The following is a 16,233-nucleotide window of genomic DNA, read 5'->3' as shown; positions in this document are numbered from 1 at the left end:
TAAACATATCTGAAGAGTTTCTTGTCATTTTAGATAAAAGCTTATAAGTTAAGCTAAGACTTCCTTAGTTTTTGGTGCGGTATGGCTTTTCTATTTTCACCTAAATCTCGTGCATTTAATGATGAGTCGCTTGAAAGTTACTTGCTACGAGTTGTGGCTGAGAACTTTTTGATTCATATGAGCAACTCAGCCTAGCGATACGTGAAGAGCTGCATGAACTTGATTTTGAAGCCCATGGTGCTTTTCCTATCGATTTAAAGCGCCTTAATGTTTATCACGCCAAACATAACAGCCACTTTAGAATGCGAGCGCTAGGCTTACTTGAGTCTTTGCTTGGCTTGCCTTCATATGAATTACAAAAACTAGCTTTATTACGCTCTAACAAAACATTTGTTGGAGGTATGACGGCCGTGCAACGCAATGGTATTGATATTCCATTGAGTTTTATTCGTTATGCCAGCGAAGATGGTGTTGATGCCGTACCAATTTGTCCAGAGTGTTTATATGAAGAGGCTTATATTCGCCAGGCTTGGCATTTGAAACCGATTAGAGCATGCGCAAAGCATAAATGTGAATTAGTCCATCAATGTCCTGAGTGCCAAGAGCCTATTAATTACATCGAAAATGAATCCATTGATCGCTGTGTTTGTGGTTTTGAATTTATAAAGGCATCAAGCGCTAAAGCTTGCCAGCAAGATATTAAATTGTCGGGCTGTTTAATAAGTGGTGATGACTCATCTAGCAGTCCTCTTTTTGCTTCTGTATCAACAACCCATAGATTTGCAGCACTTGCCTGGCATCAAAAACGTTATCCTGAAAAACATCAATATATTGATGCAATTGAGTATTTTAAAGCGTGGCCGGATAACTTTTATCGTGAATTAGATACGATAACGAGTCATGCAGATTTAAGGCTGGTGAATTTATTTAATAAAACAGCGTTTAAGTTTATCTATGGTGACTTGATTTTGCAGTCTCAGTGTATTCATCCTGAAGAAAAAGAGCCTCATTTTATTCATTCAGCATTGATGGAGTATCTTCGCAATTTGGTTGAATCACACCCTAAATCTAAAAAGTCCAACGTTGCGGATATGCTCGTAAGTGTTGCTGAAACTGCGGCTTTGCTTTCAACCAACTATGAGCAGGTATATCGCCTTTATCAGGATGGTGTTTTATCTTCAGGGTATCGCCAAAAAATGAAGCAGCGGGTTGCCCCTCATGTTGGGGTATTCTACTTGAGGCAGGTTATTGAGTATAAAGCGAGTTTTGGCGCTAATGGACAAGGAGTGTATTTATCATCATGGTAGATAATGTGACATTAGAATCTTTATTAGTTATCAAAGAGGTTGAGGAGCGTAATATTGCTTTGAGAAGAGCATTTGCGCCTTATACCGGTGACATAGATGTAACGGGCAATGAAGCAGATGCATTAATGATATTGCTTAATCTGACTTATCCTAAAAAGCTGGTTAAGAGTTTGCTTGATAAGCGGCTAGCTAAAAAAACGCTAAGAAATGAACAACACATTGATTTTTGTATTGCTGAAGTGGCTTGGTTGCACACCCATAATTTAAAGTACCCTGATATTCGTGTCAGCAAGCAGAGGTTAATCGCGCCAGCTCCTGTTTTTCATCCACAAGTGTTGAGCAGTGCTAATTTCACCCCCATCCTAGGTTGGTCCCATGATAGCGCTAAAGTAAACTTGGCAAAGTTATTTGGTAGCCATTTTATTTGGCAGGGTAATGTTTGTTGCCTTGCTACTTTGTTATTAGACCCGACTAGTGTTTGGAAAGAGGCTTTTCAAGCCTTAGGCATGCTAGTGAAAGACTTTTTAAATATCTGCGGTAGAGTTAAAGGTTTTTTACCGGAAGCGGAAGCTCCTAGCTTAGTCGATAGGTTTTCTAATCAGGTTAGAATGCCTTATCGAAATGGATACTTGGCTGTAACGCCGGTAGTTAGCCATGTGCTTCAATCTGAAATTCAAAAAGCGACAATGGCTAAGCAAGCTAAATTTACTCATGTCGAATTTACTCGTCCTGCTTCTGTTGGTGATTTGTCTGCCTCCCTTGGCGGTAATGTAAGAGTGTTAAATTATCCACCAAAAACGAAATACTCTGAATTTGGGCTAAGTGATTCAATGTTGGGTAAGGTTCAAAATGGCCAGTCAGCTTTAAATCATAGCGTTTTTCATCAATCTAAATTTGTTCAGGCTTTGGAAGGGCTTTTATCTTTGCCTTTCGCGCTGGCATTAAAGCAGCGTAGGCAGCAAAAGGTGATAAGTTATAGGCAAGTAAGGTCTACATTGTCTGAATGGCTTGCTCCGCTATTAGAGTGGCGATTAGAAGTAAAAGATAATCCGGTTCAGTTATCGAAACTTGAGACAATTAACGGTACGTTTGAATATTCCTTTGTCACCATGGGTGATGAACAGTTAACACATTTACTAGCGCCGCTATTTAGTCAATTAAACAGTGTGTTATCTCACTCTAACCTGGTTGGTAAGTATGCCTTTCATCAACAATTGATGACGCCCCTTAAAAGTAGCCTTAAATGGTTGCTTGATAATTTATCTAACGAATCTACAGTATTGTCTGCTTCCTCTGATGACGAGTCTCAACAACGTTATTTATATTTGAAGGGGATACGGGTATTTGATGCACAAGCCTTATCCAATCCATACTGTTCTGGTGTTCCTTCATTAACGGCTGTTTGGGGCATGATGCATCATTACCAAAGATGCTTAAATGAGTTACTTGGTTCGCAACTTAGAATGACCTCTTTTTCATGGTTTATTCGTCACTATTCAGCCGGAGAAAGTAAAAATCTGCCTGAATATGGCATGCATGGCCCAAAAGAAAATCAATTTAGAAGAGCTGGCATTATAGATAATAAGTATTGTGATTTAGTGTTTGATCTTGTTATTCATATTGATGGTTATGAAGAGGATTTGAATACGTTAGATTCGTCATCAGATATTTTGAGAGCCTGTTTTCCTGCAAGGTTTGCTGGAGGAGTTATGCACCCTCCTGAACTTGACTCAGTCAATGATTGGTGTGAGTTATATGATTCGGAAGCTTTGTTGTATTCAAAGTTGAGGCGCTTACCTGTATCTGGAAAGTGGATTATGCCGATTAGATATTCAATTGCGAATCTTTCGGACTTACTGATTTTATTGAAACAGAATCGTTTGTTGCACCCTGTTATGTATGGTTATCTTTTGTTAGGAACTCCTCAAAAAAGAACTAACGCCTATGAGCCTTTGCATTGTTATGCTGAATCAGCAATAGGATTAGTTGAGTGCGCCAATGCAATTGATATAAGGTTGCAGGGTATGCAGAATTATTTCCGTCGAGCTTTTTGGATGCTTGATATAAAAGAGCATTCAATGCTCATGAAACGGATCTAAGGAAACGATATGGAACTGTGTAACATGTTAAAATATAATCGCTCTTTGTACCCGAGCAAGGCCGTTTTCTTTTATAAAACTGAAGAAAAGGATTTTATTCCGTTACAAGCGGCAATAAGTTACATACGTGGCCAGAAAGCTGGTTTTACTGAAGGTTTTACTTCAACATTTGAATCTAAAAATTTGCAACCTCAAGATTTAGCTCATCCTAATCTTCTTGTGCTCGAAGAGTGTTATGTTCCTCCAAATGTAGAACACCTATATTGTCGATTTTCATTGAGAGTAATGGCAGAGACTCGTAAACCACTCACCAGTAATGATGATGTCCGTGCTTTACTTAAAGAGCTGGCCACCACTTTTTATGAGTGTGGAGGTTATAAAGAGCTCGCGAAGAGATACTGCAAAAACCTTTTATTGGGTACTTGGCTATGGCGAAATCAGAATACCGGTAATACCGAGATTGAGATTAAAACGAGCTCGGGCAATTATTATAAAATTGCCAATACTCGTCAGCTTGATTGGAGTAGTCGCTGGCCCCAGGATGCACAACAGGTTTTAGATGAATTAAGTCATGAGTTCCATATTGCTTTAACTGATCCTAAGGTATTTTGGAGTGCCGATATTATTGCCAAGATAGAAACTGTTTTTTGTCAGGAAGTATTTCCAAGCCAACTCCTGAAGGATAAGGATAAGGATAAGCCTTCAAAACAATTTGCTAAAGTGAAGTGCCTTGATGGACTTAAAGCTGTCAGTTTTAACACTGTAAAAATTGGTGCAGCCTTACAATTGATCGATGATTGGTGGGATGATGATGCTCAACATCGATTGCGGGTTCATGAGTATGGAGCAGACCAAGAATGTATAATTGCGCGTCGCAATCCTGAATCTATGCGTAGTTTTTATTCTTTATTCATAAAGTCAGAACGTTATCTGAACGAGTTAAAAAGGCAGTTAGCGGATTCGAAAGTCTCAATACCTTCAGATGTTTATTATGTGTTTGCAGTTTTGATTAAAGGTGGAATGTTCCAGAAAAAAGCTGAATCTAAAAACACCGAGACTGAAACGAAGAAAAAGGCGGGTACTACAAAGAAAGCTGATACCAAGGAGAAAGCTTAAAATGCAGAGGTATTACTTCATGGTTAGGTATGTACCAAAAGAAGCCAATTTAGCTTTGTTGAGTGGACGTTGTATATCTATCATGCATGGTTATATGGGCAAGCATGATATTACAGGTCTTGGGGTTAGTTTTCCTGCTTGGTCTGATAAATCAATTGGGAATGTAATTGCCTTTGTTCACTCTAATGCTAATTATCTTAAAGGATTACAGAGTCAGTCTTATTTTCAAGACATGAAGGACTGCGGTTTTTTTAAAGTAACTAATGTAGAGGCTGTGCCAGAAAGTTGTGGTGAGGTTAGGTTTAAGCGTAATCAAGCCATTGCAAAGTTATTCGTTGGTGACGCTAGACGTCGGTTAAGGCGTTTAGAAAAGCGTGCATCGGAGAGGGGGGAGACCTTTAATCCTTTAAAGAAGAGTGAAGCAAAAGAAGTTGATGTATTCCATAGGATTGCAATAAGCAGTCTCAGTAGCCAGCAAGATTATTTGCTGCATATTCAAAAAAATGTGCCAGAGAAGCAAACCGAACCAGAGTTTAATAGTTATGGTTTTGCGACAAACCACAAGTTTAATGGAACAGTTCCTGATTTATCTAATTTGCTCGATAGTGTTTAACCATATTTTTTAAACGCTTAGTAAGTTATTGAAATATAGGCTTAATGATTTTGTCTGTTTGGTGATGGTATTTTGTGGCATTTCATTTTTAAGTATTGATTTTATACAGTTATTTTTGGTATGTTGATTGTGACCTGCCGGATAGGCAGCTACAAATTTTTTGCTATCTTTTTATTAAACCGAAGGTTTGTGACCTGCCGGATAGGCAGCTACAAATAACACATCATTTGTCTTGATTGACAAGGCATCGTGACCTGCCGGATAGGCAGCTACAAATCGCGCAGATCGTGACTTTAGAGTTGATTTAGACATATCTGCCGAAAAGGCAGTGAAACCTCTCATTGCTATAGTTCAAGGGGAGGTTTTTATTTTTAATGTATTAGGCTTTTTAGCTACTTTAGGGTTGAAATTAGTTGAGTTCTAACACACTCCTGCCCCAAGGTGTTTGAGGAAGCATGTTTTTATTGATAAGCTTTGGTAATGATTTCATGCTCTACCACTAACTGTGATCATACTACTGCTGATTTACTGGACTAAGTTAGACATCACATAAAGGTGGACGAATGAACTACTTTGCAGAGGACCCCTTCTAGGTAATGTAAACCTGGAGGGTAAATGAAAAAACTAAAACAGCAGTACCGAAAACGTATTAAATGCCAGCGTCAATATCTTTGGGATTTTTATCCCAGCGTTCGCAGTGGAACCCACAAGCATTTTTCAACAAAACAGGAAAAGGGCTATTACTTCCTTCACATGATTGAGTGCAGAGGGTACCCGATCAAGCTGCGAGCTGCACGAGGAAGATCTTTGGCTAACCCATGGGATGACTATCCAGCGTATGTGTATGATCTAGCAAAAAGTTGGAAATATAATTCCAAACGACTTTATCAGTACTACAAGTAAATCTCACGATGATAAAGCTCTGCGTTTGCAGAGCTTTTTCTTTTTCGAATGCTAGAAACGACAAGAACCACTAAAATTAGTGGCTCTATTACGCGCTACCTATGGTCAATACTCTATGAGCGGAAGAGAACAGGGCTATCGTACGTCCTCGGTGGGCTGCTTTGCAATTACGCCAAGTTCAGATTGATGCAATTACTTCTGGCCAGACAGTAAATAGCAGTTCAATGAAAAAGCAGAAATACCCGGGGCACTCAACGTTAGCTTAAAGCTAAGAACCTTATGTGGCAAGCTTACTTCTGCCCATAAATCATTTATAGCTATTTCTCATCACACCTTGCTAACTCATTACTTGCCCGAATTTTTGTAATGAATCAATATGCCATTAGTTGGTTAACCACTCGATTATTTTATCAATTTATTTGATAACAATTTACACCATGTGTTCAAGGTATTGATTATGGAATTACAGACAAGGCTAGTGTTTATCGATACAAGCGCTTTTGAAGAGAAAAACTATCAATTTGGACAACACGCTCTTGGTCGTCTTCAAGAACTAATTGAAGATAAGAAAATCCACTTGCTCATTACTGATGTGACAAAGAAAGAGATCAATGCCCATCTCAAACGCAAATCTGAAGAAGCAGCTTCTATGATAAAGAAGATGCAAAGAGATGCGATGTTCCTAAGAAACACCCCCGACCTTGATTGTCATGGCATCTTCACCAAGGTTAAAGGTGATGATATTTATGCTGTTATCAGTGAAAAATTTGATGATTTCGTCGAAAACGGCTATGTGGAAACTATTGATGTAAGTACTGTTAACCCTCAAGTTGTATTTCATGCTTACTTCAACAACCTCCCTCCCTTTGGCAAAGAATCAAAAAAGCACGAGTTTCCTGATGCATTTGCGCTAGAAGCTATTAAAAAGGTGAGCTTGGCTAGAGGACATTCAGCCTACATAGTTAGTGACGATGGCGATATGAAATCATTCTGTGATCAAGAAGATAACTTCATTCATCTTGAAAACGTCGATGACTTAATTGACTTGATTGTTCGAAGCGACAAAGCGTACGAAGAACCAGCAAAATTTGCTGATGAAGTATTCGAACAACTCCTAGAACAAATCAAAGCAGATGCCCTACAAGCTCTCGAAGATGGTGAGTTCAACTATGAAGACGCAGATCCTTTCGATGAAATTATAAATTCTATAGAAATCAACTCGGTGAATGTTGAGAAGAAAAACTTACAGAATGTCGATGCTGAGTGGGCTGAATACGAAGTAGAATTTGAGGTGGTTGTTACCGCAAACTATCGCGTCTCAGATTATGACCGCTCACCTTGGGATCCTGAAGATAAGCAGTATGTCTTTGTCTTGAGTAATGAATTAACAGTAAAACATAAAGAAACTTACACTGCCCACTTAACTCTTGCTTACGACGACGGATTAAAGGCTAAAGCATATATTGAAGAGCTGTATTTCCAAGATGCGTACTTCGAACTGACTGATAATGACTCTGAAATCATTCACTTCAAAGAACTAGATATCAATGGGGAATAACATGAAGTTATATGTAATTGGTAATGGCTTTGATGTTCATCATGGCCTCGACACAAAATACACATCATTTGGGTTATATCTTAAAAACAACTATTGGGAAACCTATGACTTATTGATCGAGCATTATGGTTTCGGTGATCTCAATCCAGATTACCCTACATCAATGTCAGACCTTTTATGGTCTGAATTTGAAACGAGTATGTCACTGCTTGATAAAGATTCAGTTTTGGAAGCAAACATGGATGCAATGCCAAGCTATTCTTCAGATGACTTTCGAGACAGAGACCGATACACGCTTGAAATTGAGATGGAGCGAATACTTGGGCTTCTAACCACTGATCTGTATAAGGCATTCAAAGAGTTCATTTTGTCTGTGCAGTTTCCTCAGTTTGATCACAGCCGATCAGTAAACATTGATAGAGACGCTGTTTACCTCACATTCAACTACACAGATACGCTTTCTAAATACTACGCAATCCCCGATGAAAACCTGCTATTCATTCATGGGAAAGCCGATGAGCATGTTGATAAATTAATTCTCGGTCATGGTGTTGATCCTGAAAATTTCAAAGAGAGACCTGCCGAACCACCATTAGGATTGAGTGATGAAGATTTAGAACGATGGATGGAATATCAATCTGATCAATATGACTATTCATTCGAGCGTGGCAAGGATGCCATCAATCAGTATTTCTCAGCAACTTTCAAGGGAACAGACCAGATCATAAAAAACAACGAAGATTTCTTTGCAAAGCTCGGCAATATTGATGAAGTATATGTTCTCGGCCACTCATTAGCTGACGTAGATTTACCCTACTTCCAGAAGTTGGAGCAATCAGTCAGACCTGATGCCAAATGGGTTGCGACTTTTTATGACTCTGATGATGAGGAAGTGCACTGTGACACTCTAACTGGACTTGGAATAGCCAACGTTTCAGTTGTCAGAATGGAACAGATCTAAGCAAAAACTGAAATGTCATTAGCGATTGCGGTGGATTCTAGCATTGCTTTTTCTAAATTTTTCTTATGTGAAGCATTCAATTTTGAACATCAGCTCTAACTCGAAATTGCCCAAAAGAGGGTTGACGCCTTAAGCCGTTTTTATCCCAAAGTGTGTTTGAAATAGATATATATTGAAGTTTAGCTGTTTGTACTTGACCTAAGCTATCTATTATAACTTTCAATATAGTGGCCAAATTCAACCACTACAAAATGACATAAATAGAGTTAGAGGCATTAAATACTTCATGGATTCCTACTTAAAGCTGATGGCTTGAATGACTGATGCAGTGCGATAGAAATGTGAATCTCTCTTCGTAATAGTATCCTTCATGAACTTAGTTAGTTGCTTACTTCTTCCTTCAGGAGTATCAGCAGTTAGAACATAAAATAACTTAGAGTCATACCCTTTAAGTAAGCAGGTATTGTAGTCTTTAGATTCTTGGGCTAGAGCTGCTTTGATATCAGGCTCTTTGTATTGCTCCTGAGTTATCGTATTTAATAACTTTACGTGCCTTGCTTTGCAGTTAGTAGTTAGTTCACGTTGAACATCGTAGAAGTCACTGACATATTTGCTTGATAGGTAGTAGCTATCCATCTCTTCTTCAGCCCAATTACATAGACCTACATAGGTGATTAGGAGTAATACTGGAGTACAGGCTATTCCTATCAACTTAGATGTTTTCATTGTTATGCCCCGTAAGTTGTAGTAATTAGTCCGTACTCGCCTTTTAGGTTTAGTACTCTGAATGCTTTGATATCTCAATAGTTACCGAAGTCAGGAGTAGTAGTGATACTCTTCTTACTCTTGTTGACTAGGTTAGTTCTCTCGGTATAGTTGATAGAGTTAGTATTGTTACCTAACCCATGCTTGTTCTTGAATGTCCAAAAAGTCATATATTCAACTCTCTCCATCTATGTTAACCCATTAGTGACCATTGCTGATGTAACCTTGGGAGTGTTTGTTGTAGTTCATGGTTTATCCTTGATAGTTTTAGCACTGAACCATGCTATCCAGTTTACGTTTAAGTAGGTGTAGTGGCCAATGAAAACTATATCAACTGGTTAAAAAGGTTAGTTGATGAGTTCAGCGTTCCGTTAAAAACGTCTTACACTGGCGCGCCATTTATACATACAGAATTAATAAATAACTTAGTAGTTGAGCTATCAAGTACTGATGAAATGTTGTCTAAAAACCAACGGCGCTTATTGGTTGGTTTAAATGATAAGAATCAAGCTTTAGCCGTCAACGATAATAAACGAGATGTATACATAAACGACTGGAACATTAGAGGTCATCAATTTGAAAAATCAGAAGAAATAAAAACAAGTCAAAATATAGAGTTTTGGACTGCACAAATATTGAGAGAAGTTGTTGAAATTATTTTCTATACATCAAAATTTAATGAGGAAAATAGCAACTTTATATTTGGTGAATATGACATTATCGAACAAATTAAAGCTGTTTGTAAATATAGCAGTCTTGATTACGATGAATCGTTTTGGAAAAAAGTTATTCTCCGGATTGCAGCATGACAAGGGTTTTCAAGTCATGGATAGTGTTTCAATTTTTCGACTATTATGTTCCATCACTTTTGGTTTAGGTACGATCTATGCATGGTATTTAACAAGAGTTGTGTAACTAACCCGAACCTATTTAGAGTACGCGAAACTGGTCTTTTTTATTACACTACTGATGCAGATAATAGCTTATATTCAATAGTTAAAAAAAAATAATATTTCAGGACTCTTTTTTTAGAGAAGTAGAGTGCTATTAAAAATAAGATTTCTGTTATTTTCTTTCATGTCAGAAAGCCCAGAACAGAAAGCTATTGAAGCCATTAAAAATATTGACTGAATCATGTACATGTGTCATTTATGTCCTAATGTGAGCTACGCACTATTGATTTGTACAGGAGGTTTTAGTGCCACAACTTAATGATTATGAGATGGTATTAGTAGAAAGCTTTTTTGCTAATGATACTTCAGGCAAGCATGGCAAAATCCATATTCGTCCAGTTGCCGGTCACAAGTATCCCGTTGATTTGCAAGTTGCTTGCTCAAAGACTTTAAGTGATCCAAAGAGGTTTCCAGTAGGTACTAAATTTTTACTTCAAGCAAAGCTTACAGATAGAGAAAGTGGTGGAGAGTATTTATATAGTCACCCAAGATGGAAGTATGAAATTGTTTCTTGATAATAAAAACACTTAACAAGCTAAGCTAGCATCGCCGTTGCTAACGGCGTTAAATCCATAAATTTTATAATCCGAGATGTATGTTGGAAGTCATTTGTCCCAGCTCATTTCTGCCCCTTTTCTTGTTAGAACTGATATTTCAAGTTCGCAATAGTGAGTACCTTTAACCTATATTTTCTCATGCAAAAATGCATATATATATCAGCTGCAAGATTTGGATATTACCAATAAAAACCGCCGCGGTTTTACCGACCATGAGCATCTGAACGAGCAGCAGCTGATTCACATGAACGGTCGGGTGTCCGATTACAACCTTGGGCGGTTTATGTCGGTTGACCCGCTTATACAAGCGCCAACCTCGACCCAGAGTGTGAATCCGTATTCCTACATCATGAACAACCCGCTGGCGGGGACAGATCCGACAGGGTATGCGGGTTGTGCTGCATCACGAATTAAGAGCGTTTGCGATACGACGCTGAGTAATTGGGGCGGTAATGGTAAGGCAGACAGCGCTTTCTTTGGCGGCAGTAAAAGTGGTGGCAGTCGTAGCAATGGTAATTCAGAGAGAGCAGCGACACCGAAAGTCACAACGCCCGAATTAGCGGCAGTGGGGAGCTTGGAGGGGAATGCGGCTAAGGGGGCTCAAGGAGATAGTGGTACCAATAAGCAAGAAAAGAATGATCAAGGAACTCATAGTCCTAAAGAATCTAATACTACCCCTAAAGAGCGTAAAGAACTTGAAGATAAGTTGAGCTCTATAAACATTAAAGCTAGGGTTGCAAATAAAAACGGTGGATTTGAACGTAGAGACGATGCCGCCGCATGGTGTAGTGGTCAAGTAAAATTGGCCACCTAGTTAGAGGTGATGTCTAGCCCTCTATAACTCAAATTTGCTTTGATAATTTGGAAATAACGCTAACCCTTATTTGTAATAAAACTAGATGTTAGATGCGTGTAGTTTTATTAGTTTTCAAAATTTGTCAGCTTATGATTATATTTTATGTCAGCTTATGGCTTTATCTTTGAGATAAGCGATTGAAAGTAGAGCCACGCTTATGTCGACTTATGCTTTTAGCGACAAGTAATGTCGCTGAGCCCATACATTGACATAATGCACCCATAGTTTGACAAATTTAACCCATAGTGTGACATAAAAATGGCTTTTGTAGTTTTATGACAAAAACTATTTTGTTTAATATCAGCTTGTTACTCAGTTTGTTAACCCATACGTTGACAAATTCAACAAAAACCACAAGCATTAATACGATTAAAGTTCATCACTTGTATTGGTTTAACCGCAAGTTTGTGATCTGTATTGACTCGTTTCTGCCTCTTTATGAGTTAGTGCTGTTGATCAATCTAAAATATTTATTTCGGTTTGCCATATATTTTCTAACTTCACATGATCTGCAAGAATGAATCTAAAACGGTGGCCAGTATTAATTAGCCACTACATATCGACCTCTTAATTTATTGACCATACTGTCTCAAAATTAAGTGTCCGATGGAATTAGACCAGAACAGTGACCTTTTTTGAGGCGACGATAATAAAGCCAAAATCCATTAGTATCCCAAAATAATATTTTGAGCTTATCGCGGTGTCGATTACAAAAGATAAACCAAGCCTGGCTAAAGGGGTCCATCTCAAGCGTATCTGCAACGATTAATGATAATCCATCAATCGACTTTCTCATGTCGGTGACACCCGACACTAAATACACGTTACCAGTGGGAGTCATTGTAGTGCTGCAACCCAATGTTTGATTTGTGTTTGACTGAGCATCGAAGGGAGTTCAGCGCGAATACCGTTAGGTAATAATAGCACCACGACATCAGCGCTTTCCTGGTCAAAGACAATTGGCTGAACTTGTTGCTTGGCCTCTTTACTGTTGAGTTTTTTGACCCAATAGTAAAGTGTTTGATAGTGGATTGACCGCTCAGTACAAAATTGTTTAATCGGTAACTGGCTTTGTTTGAACTCAGTCAGTATTTTAGTCCAGTGGTCATGTTTTTGCGATTGATTCATAGCATCTCCTTTGTAAAGAAGCACTATGCCAAAGCCTGATTTTTATTGGTATGTGGGGTTAATTAACCGCTTACCTTTATATGTTTTCATTGTTGCATCTCTTGCCGGAGAAAAAGCAATTAGCATATATTCAGCTGACCGTTTTTTCTACCGGTTCAAGTTATGCACTTATTATTTGAATCCAAGTAGTACTTCCACACTTGTTAGACGTTTTTTAAAAAACTAAGCCTGCTGAATTAAACGGATAGACATTTTTGAAATACGAGGCATGGCACCACCGTAATCCACCACTTCCCAATCATGAAAAGAATGAACTAGAAAAGGCTGACCATTTACGGCGATACCTGGGCCGCGGATTTTTGTTACTGCTCTCCATCGATCTCTGTCTAGAGCAGTAATTTCGATTGATTCAACAATATGATTATCCTGTTTAACTAAGGTTGGAAACTTTGCAAACCACGATTTAACTTCAGCAATGGTTTCTAAGGTTTCTTTCTCTTCCACTAAATTAATTTGAAAGCCCTCAGGAGAGAGGGCGTCTATTAATGGCGCAGCGTTTCCGGTATTGGCATCCCATATACTCATCCAGTGATATACAAGTGATTTAACCCGATTTTTAGCGGCTTCGACTTCGTGAACAATTGGCGTTTCATCGGCCATACTTTTCTCCAATAATTATTTCGTGATATTGCGAATGTATTCTAATGACTAAAACTCATAAATTACTAACTATTATTGTTTAGAAAGTTTATACACTGAGAAAACACCATGTATACCTATGACTGATTCGCTGCATCTTTCTATTCCTAAAAAATAATTCTCGAATAAAATGTCAACAGCATTAGCCATCTTTCTTCCCAACTCCATTATATATCTATGCTAGCAGCAATATTTTGGGGATCTAAATAAGGGTAAGCTTTTGCCCCTGAATTTGTGAGCTGGTCATTTCTCGCTTGAATAGACTCAGATATATCTTTAAATGCTGCAATGTGTTTTTTATGTATCGCTTTAAATTGCGCATTATTACTACCCTCTAAAATTGATAGTGGAGTTTCAGAAGGGATGCTAAGCAACCAAGCAAATAGCGCTTGAAAATGCATAACGGTGACATCAGGGAGTGCCTTTTGTATAAATGCCTCTGTGATTTCAGATTCATCTTCAGGCATATAGGCAAATAACGAATCGGGTCTGTTAGGCACATAGGACACGTAGTCATATTGAGAGAAGTTAACCGCAGAATGCTGTGCGCTACAATTGAATACGATGGCGGTTAATATTTCCTTTAATAAAGACTTTGTCGTTATTTCACTTGGGAAACCAGCTACAGCACCTTTGTCTGGTGAGCTTAGTTCTTCTGCCCATTGCTGGATGATGCTATCCGACACTATATCTGTATCGCTCATATAGCACTCGTCGATAATATCATTGAAGTAATTGCTGAGCGCATTCCATATTAGGAAACCATCGTCACGATAAAAATAATTTTTAAGGCCATCTGATTTTTTCTCATCAAAGCCTCGGCTTTCCATGCGTTTTTTAAAGCTAAGCTTTGAAAAATCCCACTCCTTATGGGCAGTTAAAAATAACCTAAGTCCCCCAGCTGTACCTGGAGAAAATGTACGATCGGTAAATGGAATGATGGGTGAAACGAGTGTTTGCCTAGCAAGATAATTAATACCTATAGTATCTTTAAAGTGCGGTTTTAGTACTTTGCCGATAGGGTGGTCATCTGAAAAACAATTATGATATGCAATAGCAAACGGTTCCATAGCCAAATGGGCGAAACCCAAATGCTCAACAAATTGATGGTATTGATTGTCAGCGCAGCATAAATGCATTCTAGCAAAACGATAACGATTAGGTTTCGTTTGCTTCATTGACGGAGTGAAAATTTCGTCTTTTCCATCAGATTTTCGCGTTAGCTGAAATCCTAATATATCGAGCTCACCTTCTTTCTGACAAATTAACGCAATCGGTGCATAAAAACACATATCTCGATACTGAGGAATATCTGTGAGGTGTTTATAATCTAGTATATACAAGGACTTGTTTTTAATTAGCGTCGCGACATCAGCTCCATCGCTGCTTAGGCTCTTTAGACTGTCGGGTATTCGTTCGATTGAACTACACGCTTCAATCATCATAGGGTTTACCCCTTGAATTAATTGGCGGCAAAACTCTTTGTCATCATCATAGTGTTGAATTACAAAATCGTTCTGATTCATCCATTCGCCATATAGGGCGCTATACATGTTTCCCGATTTCTCGCTTCTATCTAGAAAATTGATTTGTGACATCGCATATTGTGTAATACGCTCGGTTACTCGGCCTATTTTGTGTGGCTTCAATGCTTGGGCTATATGTAGTTGGTCGACGCATCGAGGTAAGTTTTCATAATCTACTTCGGGATAAATTGTCATTCGAGGATAGCGAGTGTACCCGTAGGTAATTGGATCGCCACCTTCTAACTCTTGTATGGTTTGTAGCGCTTGATCTTTCAGTTCATTAAGGATGCTTTTAGCTTCTTCAAGGCTATCAAATTCCTTTTTATCATCGGTTTCCTCAAGCACCTCGCCGTTTTTCAACTGTAGAGTAAACGCTAACGATATCTCGCCCTTGTCAGCTTCTGATAATGTGAACTTTTGGAATAAAGGTGTGTTCGATTTAAGTTGGTGTAGGTTAAGAGTGGCGCTGCCTAAAAACTCGTCATGACCAAATATGTTTTCGTCCCATAGGGAAATATTGACTTGGCCTTCTTTCTTTAAAACATCTAGCTTTATTGTTTCATTCCATTTTGGAGAGGTGGTATGCAGTTTGGTTTTTGATAACACCGGATTGGTACTGTCAATATCTATTGCCACAAAAGGATTAGGTGCAAAACGACTTTTGTTTACCAGGTTTTTAGCGCCAATTATTTTCACTTGCAAAGTGCCAAAGCTTGGATTGAAATAGCGGTCCAGCGACTTGATGGCAGCCTTATAGACGTCTTCTTGAACAGCACAAACTTTACCGAGTACCATTGAGTTGGCGTCTATTTCAGAAGACCAATCTACAATCGTTTCTGTGTCACTTTTTTTGGTGAATTGTACCGTCGTCAAAATAGTTTTTAGGGTTGGTACAGAGGGCTTTATTTCCAATAACTTGTAGACCATTAATTTTTTATCATCATCCCTTTGCTCCAAACTTTCCCGATAAAAATGTCCAGTTGTTGTATTAAATACTCGAATGCAACCCTGCTTGTCTTCTCCGTCACCTTCAATTTTCAGGTCTTTGTATATCGGCCACCATTCCATAACGGGTTCGCCATAGGCACGAAATACCTTCCAGACTTCATCAATATTTGCATTAATTATTCCAGTTACTTTTGCACCAGACATAAAATTACCCTTTATTATCGTTGTTTATTAGTAAGCTATA

At 38.5% G+C, this 16,233-nt stretch carries 15 protein-coding genes; 10 read left to right on the top strand and 5 right to left on the bottom strand.

All coding sequences use genetic code 11. From position 1 onward, the window contains the following. Positions 1-302: 302 nt before the first annotated feature. From ACRWP9_RS00420 to ACRWP9_RS00390, 7 genes are all read left to right on the top strand, one after another. A complete protein-coding gene (locus ACRWP9_RS00420; RefSeq protein WP_434927380.1) occupies positions 303-1,307 on the top strand; it encodes a TniQ family protein in 1,005 nt (334 codons plus the stop codon). 5 nt (positions 1,308-1,312) lie between these two features. Continuing rightward, positions 1,313-3,406, top strand: coding sequence for a type I-F CRISPR-associated protein Csy2 (locus ACRWP9_RS00415; protein ID WP_434927379.1), 2,094 nt, complete (start codon positions 1,313-1,315; stop codon positions 3,404-3,406). Between the two features lie 9 nt (positions 3,407-3,415). After that, the gene (gene csy3 / locus ACRWP9_RS00410) at positions 3,416-4,522 is read left to right on the top strand and encodes a type I-F CRISPR-associated protein Csy3 (protein WP_434927378.1); all 1,107 of its coding nucleotides are present in this window, start codon (positions 3,416-3,418) and stop codon (positions 4,520-4,522) included. Between the two features lie 19 nt (positions 4,523-4,541). Further along, positions 4,542-5,135, top strand: coding sequence for a type I-F CRISPR-associated endoribonuclease Cas6/Csy4 (gene cas6f, locus ACRWP9_RS00405; RefSeq protein WP_434927377.1), 594 nt, complete (start codon positions 4,542-4,544; stop codon positions 5,133-5,135). A 615-nt stretch (positions 5,136-5,750) separates the two neighbouring features. After that, on the top strand, positions 5,751-6,038 hold the full coding sequence (locus ACRWP9_RS00400; protein ID WP_434927376.1) for a hypothetical protein: 288 nt from the start codon (positions 5,751-5,753) through the stop codon (positions 6,036-6,038). 457 nt (positions 6,039-6,495) lie between these two features. Then, positions 6,496-7,596 (top strand): PIN domain-containing protein, encoded by a 1,101-nt coding sequence (locus ACRWP9_RS00395; protein ID WP_434927375.1) that lies wholly within the window; start codon positions 6,496-6,498, stop codon positions 7,594-7,596. A gap of 1 nt (position 7,597) precedes the next feature. Next, positions 7,598-8,557, top strand: a complete 960-nt coding sequence (locus ACRWP9_RS00390) for a bacteriophage abortive infection AbiH family protein (protein WP_434927374.1) — start codon at positions 7,598-7,600, stop codon at positions 8,555-8,557. Positions 8,558-8,851: 294 nt separating this feature from the next. Here ACRWP9_RS00390 and ACRWP9_RS00385 read toward each other — a convergent pair whose 3' ends face one another. Continuing rightward, positions 8,852-9,283: a hypothetical protein gene (locus ACRWP9_RS00385; protein ID WP_434927373.1), complete on the bottom strand. Its 432-nt coding sequence runs from the start codon at positions 9,281-9,283 to the stop codon at positions 8,852-8,854. Positions 9,284-9,633: 350 nt separating this feature from the next. On the opposite strand from ACRWP9_RS00385, the gene ACRWP9_RS00380 reads away from it, so the two are divergent. The 3 genes from ACRWP9_RS00380 to ACRWP9_RS00370 all read left to right on the top strand — a co-directional run bounded on the left by ACRWP9_RS00380 (position 9,634) and on the right by ACRWP9_RS00370 (position 11,646). Beyond that, complete coding sequence (locus tag ACRWP9_RS00380) at positions 9,634-10,131, top strand: hypothetical protein (RefSeq protein WP_434927372.1); 498 nt, start codon at positions 9,634-9,636, stop codon at positions 10,129-10,131. 389 nt (positions 10,132-10,520) lie between these two features. Further along, the gene (locus ACRWP9_RS00375) at positions 10,521-10,790 is read left to right on the top strand and encodes a hypothetical protein (protein WP_434927371.1); all 270 of its coding nucleotides are present in this window, start codon (positions 10,521-10,523) and stop codon (positions 10,788-10,790) included. 286 nt (positions 10,791-11,076) lie between these two features. Then, positions 11,077-11,646 carry an RHS repeat-associated core domain-containing protein gene (locus ACRWP9_RS00370; RefSeq protein WP_434927370.1) on the top strand — a complete coding sequence of 190 codons (570 nt, stop codon included), beginning with the start codon at positions 11,077-11,079 and terminating at the stop codon, positions 11,644-11,646. Between the two features lie 637 nt (positions 11,647-12,283). Here the strand turns inward: ACRWP9_RS00370 and tnpB are convergent. The 4 genes from tnpB to ACRWP9_RS00350 form a co-directional block, all read right to left on the bottom strand. Continuing rightward, positions 12,284-12,529, bottom strand: a complete 246-nt coding sequence (gene tnpB, locus ACRWP9_RS00365; protein ID WP_434927369.1) for an IS66 family insertion sequence element accessory protein TnpB — start codon at positions 12,527-12,529, stop codon at positions 12,284-12,286. Further along, positions 12,526-12,816 (bottom strand): IS66 family insertion sequence element accessory protein TnpA, encoded by a 291-nt coding sequence (gene tnpA / locus ACRWP9_RS00360; RefSeq protein ID WP_434927368.1) that lies wholly within the window; start codon positions 12,814-12,816, stop codon positions 12,526-12,528. Before tnpA ends, tnpB begins: the two co-directional genes overlap by 4 nt. A 222-nt stretch (positions 12,817-13,038) precedes the next feature. Beyond that, on the bottom strand, positions 13,039-13,476 hold the full coding sequence (locus ACRWP9_RS00355; RefSeq protein WP_434927367.1) for a hypothetical protein: 438 nt from the start codon (positions 13,474-13,476) through the stop codon (positions 13,039-13,041). Between the two features lie 206 nt (positions 13,477-13,682). Beyond that, a complete protein-coding gene (locus ACRWP9_RS00350) occupies positions 13,683-16,193 on the bottom strand; it encodes a lipoxygenase family protein (protein ID WP_434927366.1) in 2,511 nt (836 codons plus the stop codon). Positions 16,194-16,233 lie beyond the last annotated feature (40 nt).

The sequence above is a fragment of the Shewanella sp. HL-SH2 genome (genome assembly GCF_051164935.1).
Lineage (GTDB): Bacteria > Pseudomonadota > Gammaproteobacteria > Enterobacterales > Shewanellaceae > Shewanella > Shewanella glacialimarina.
This window is presented reverse-complemented; position numbering and strand designations above follow the sequence as displayed.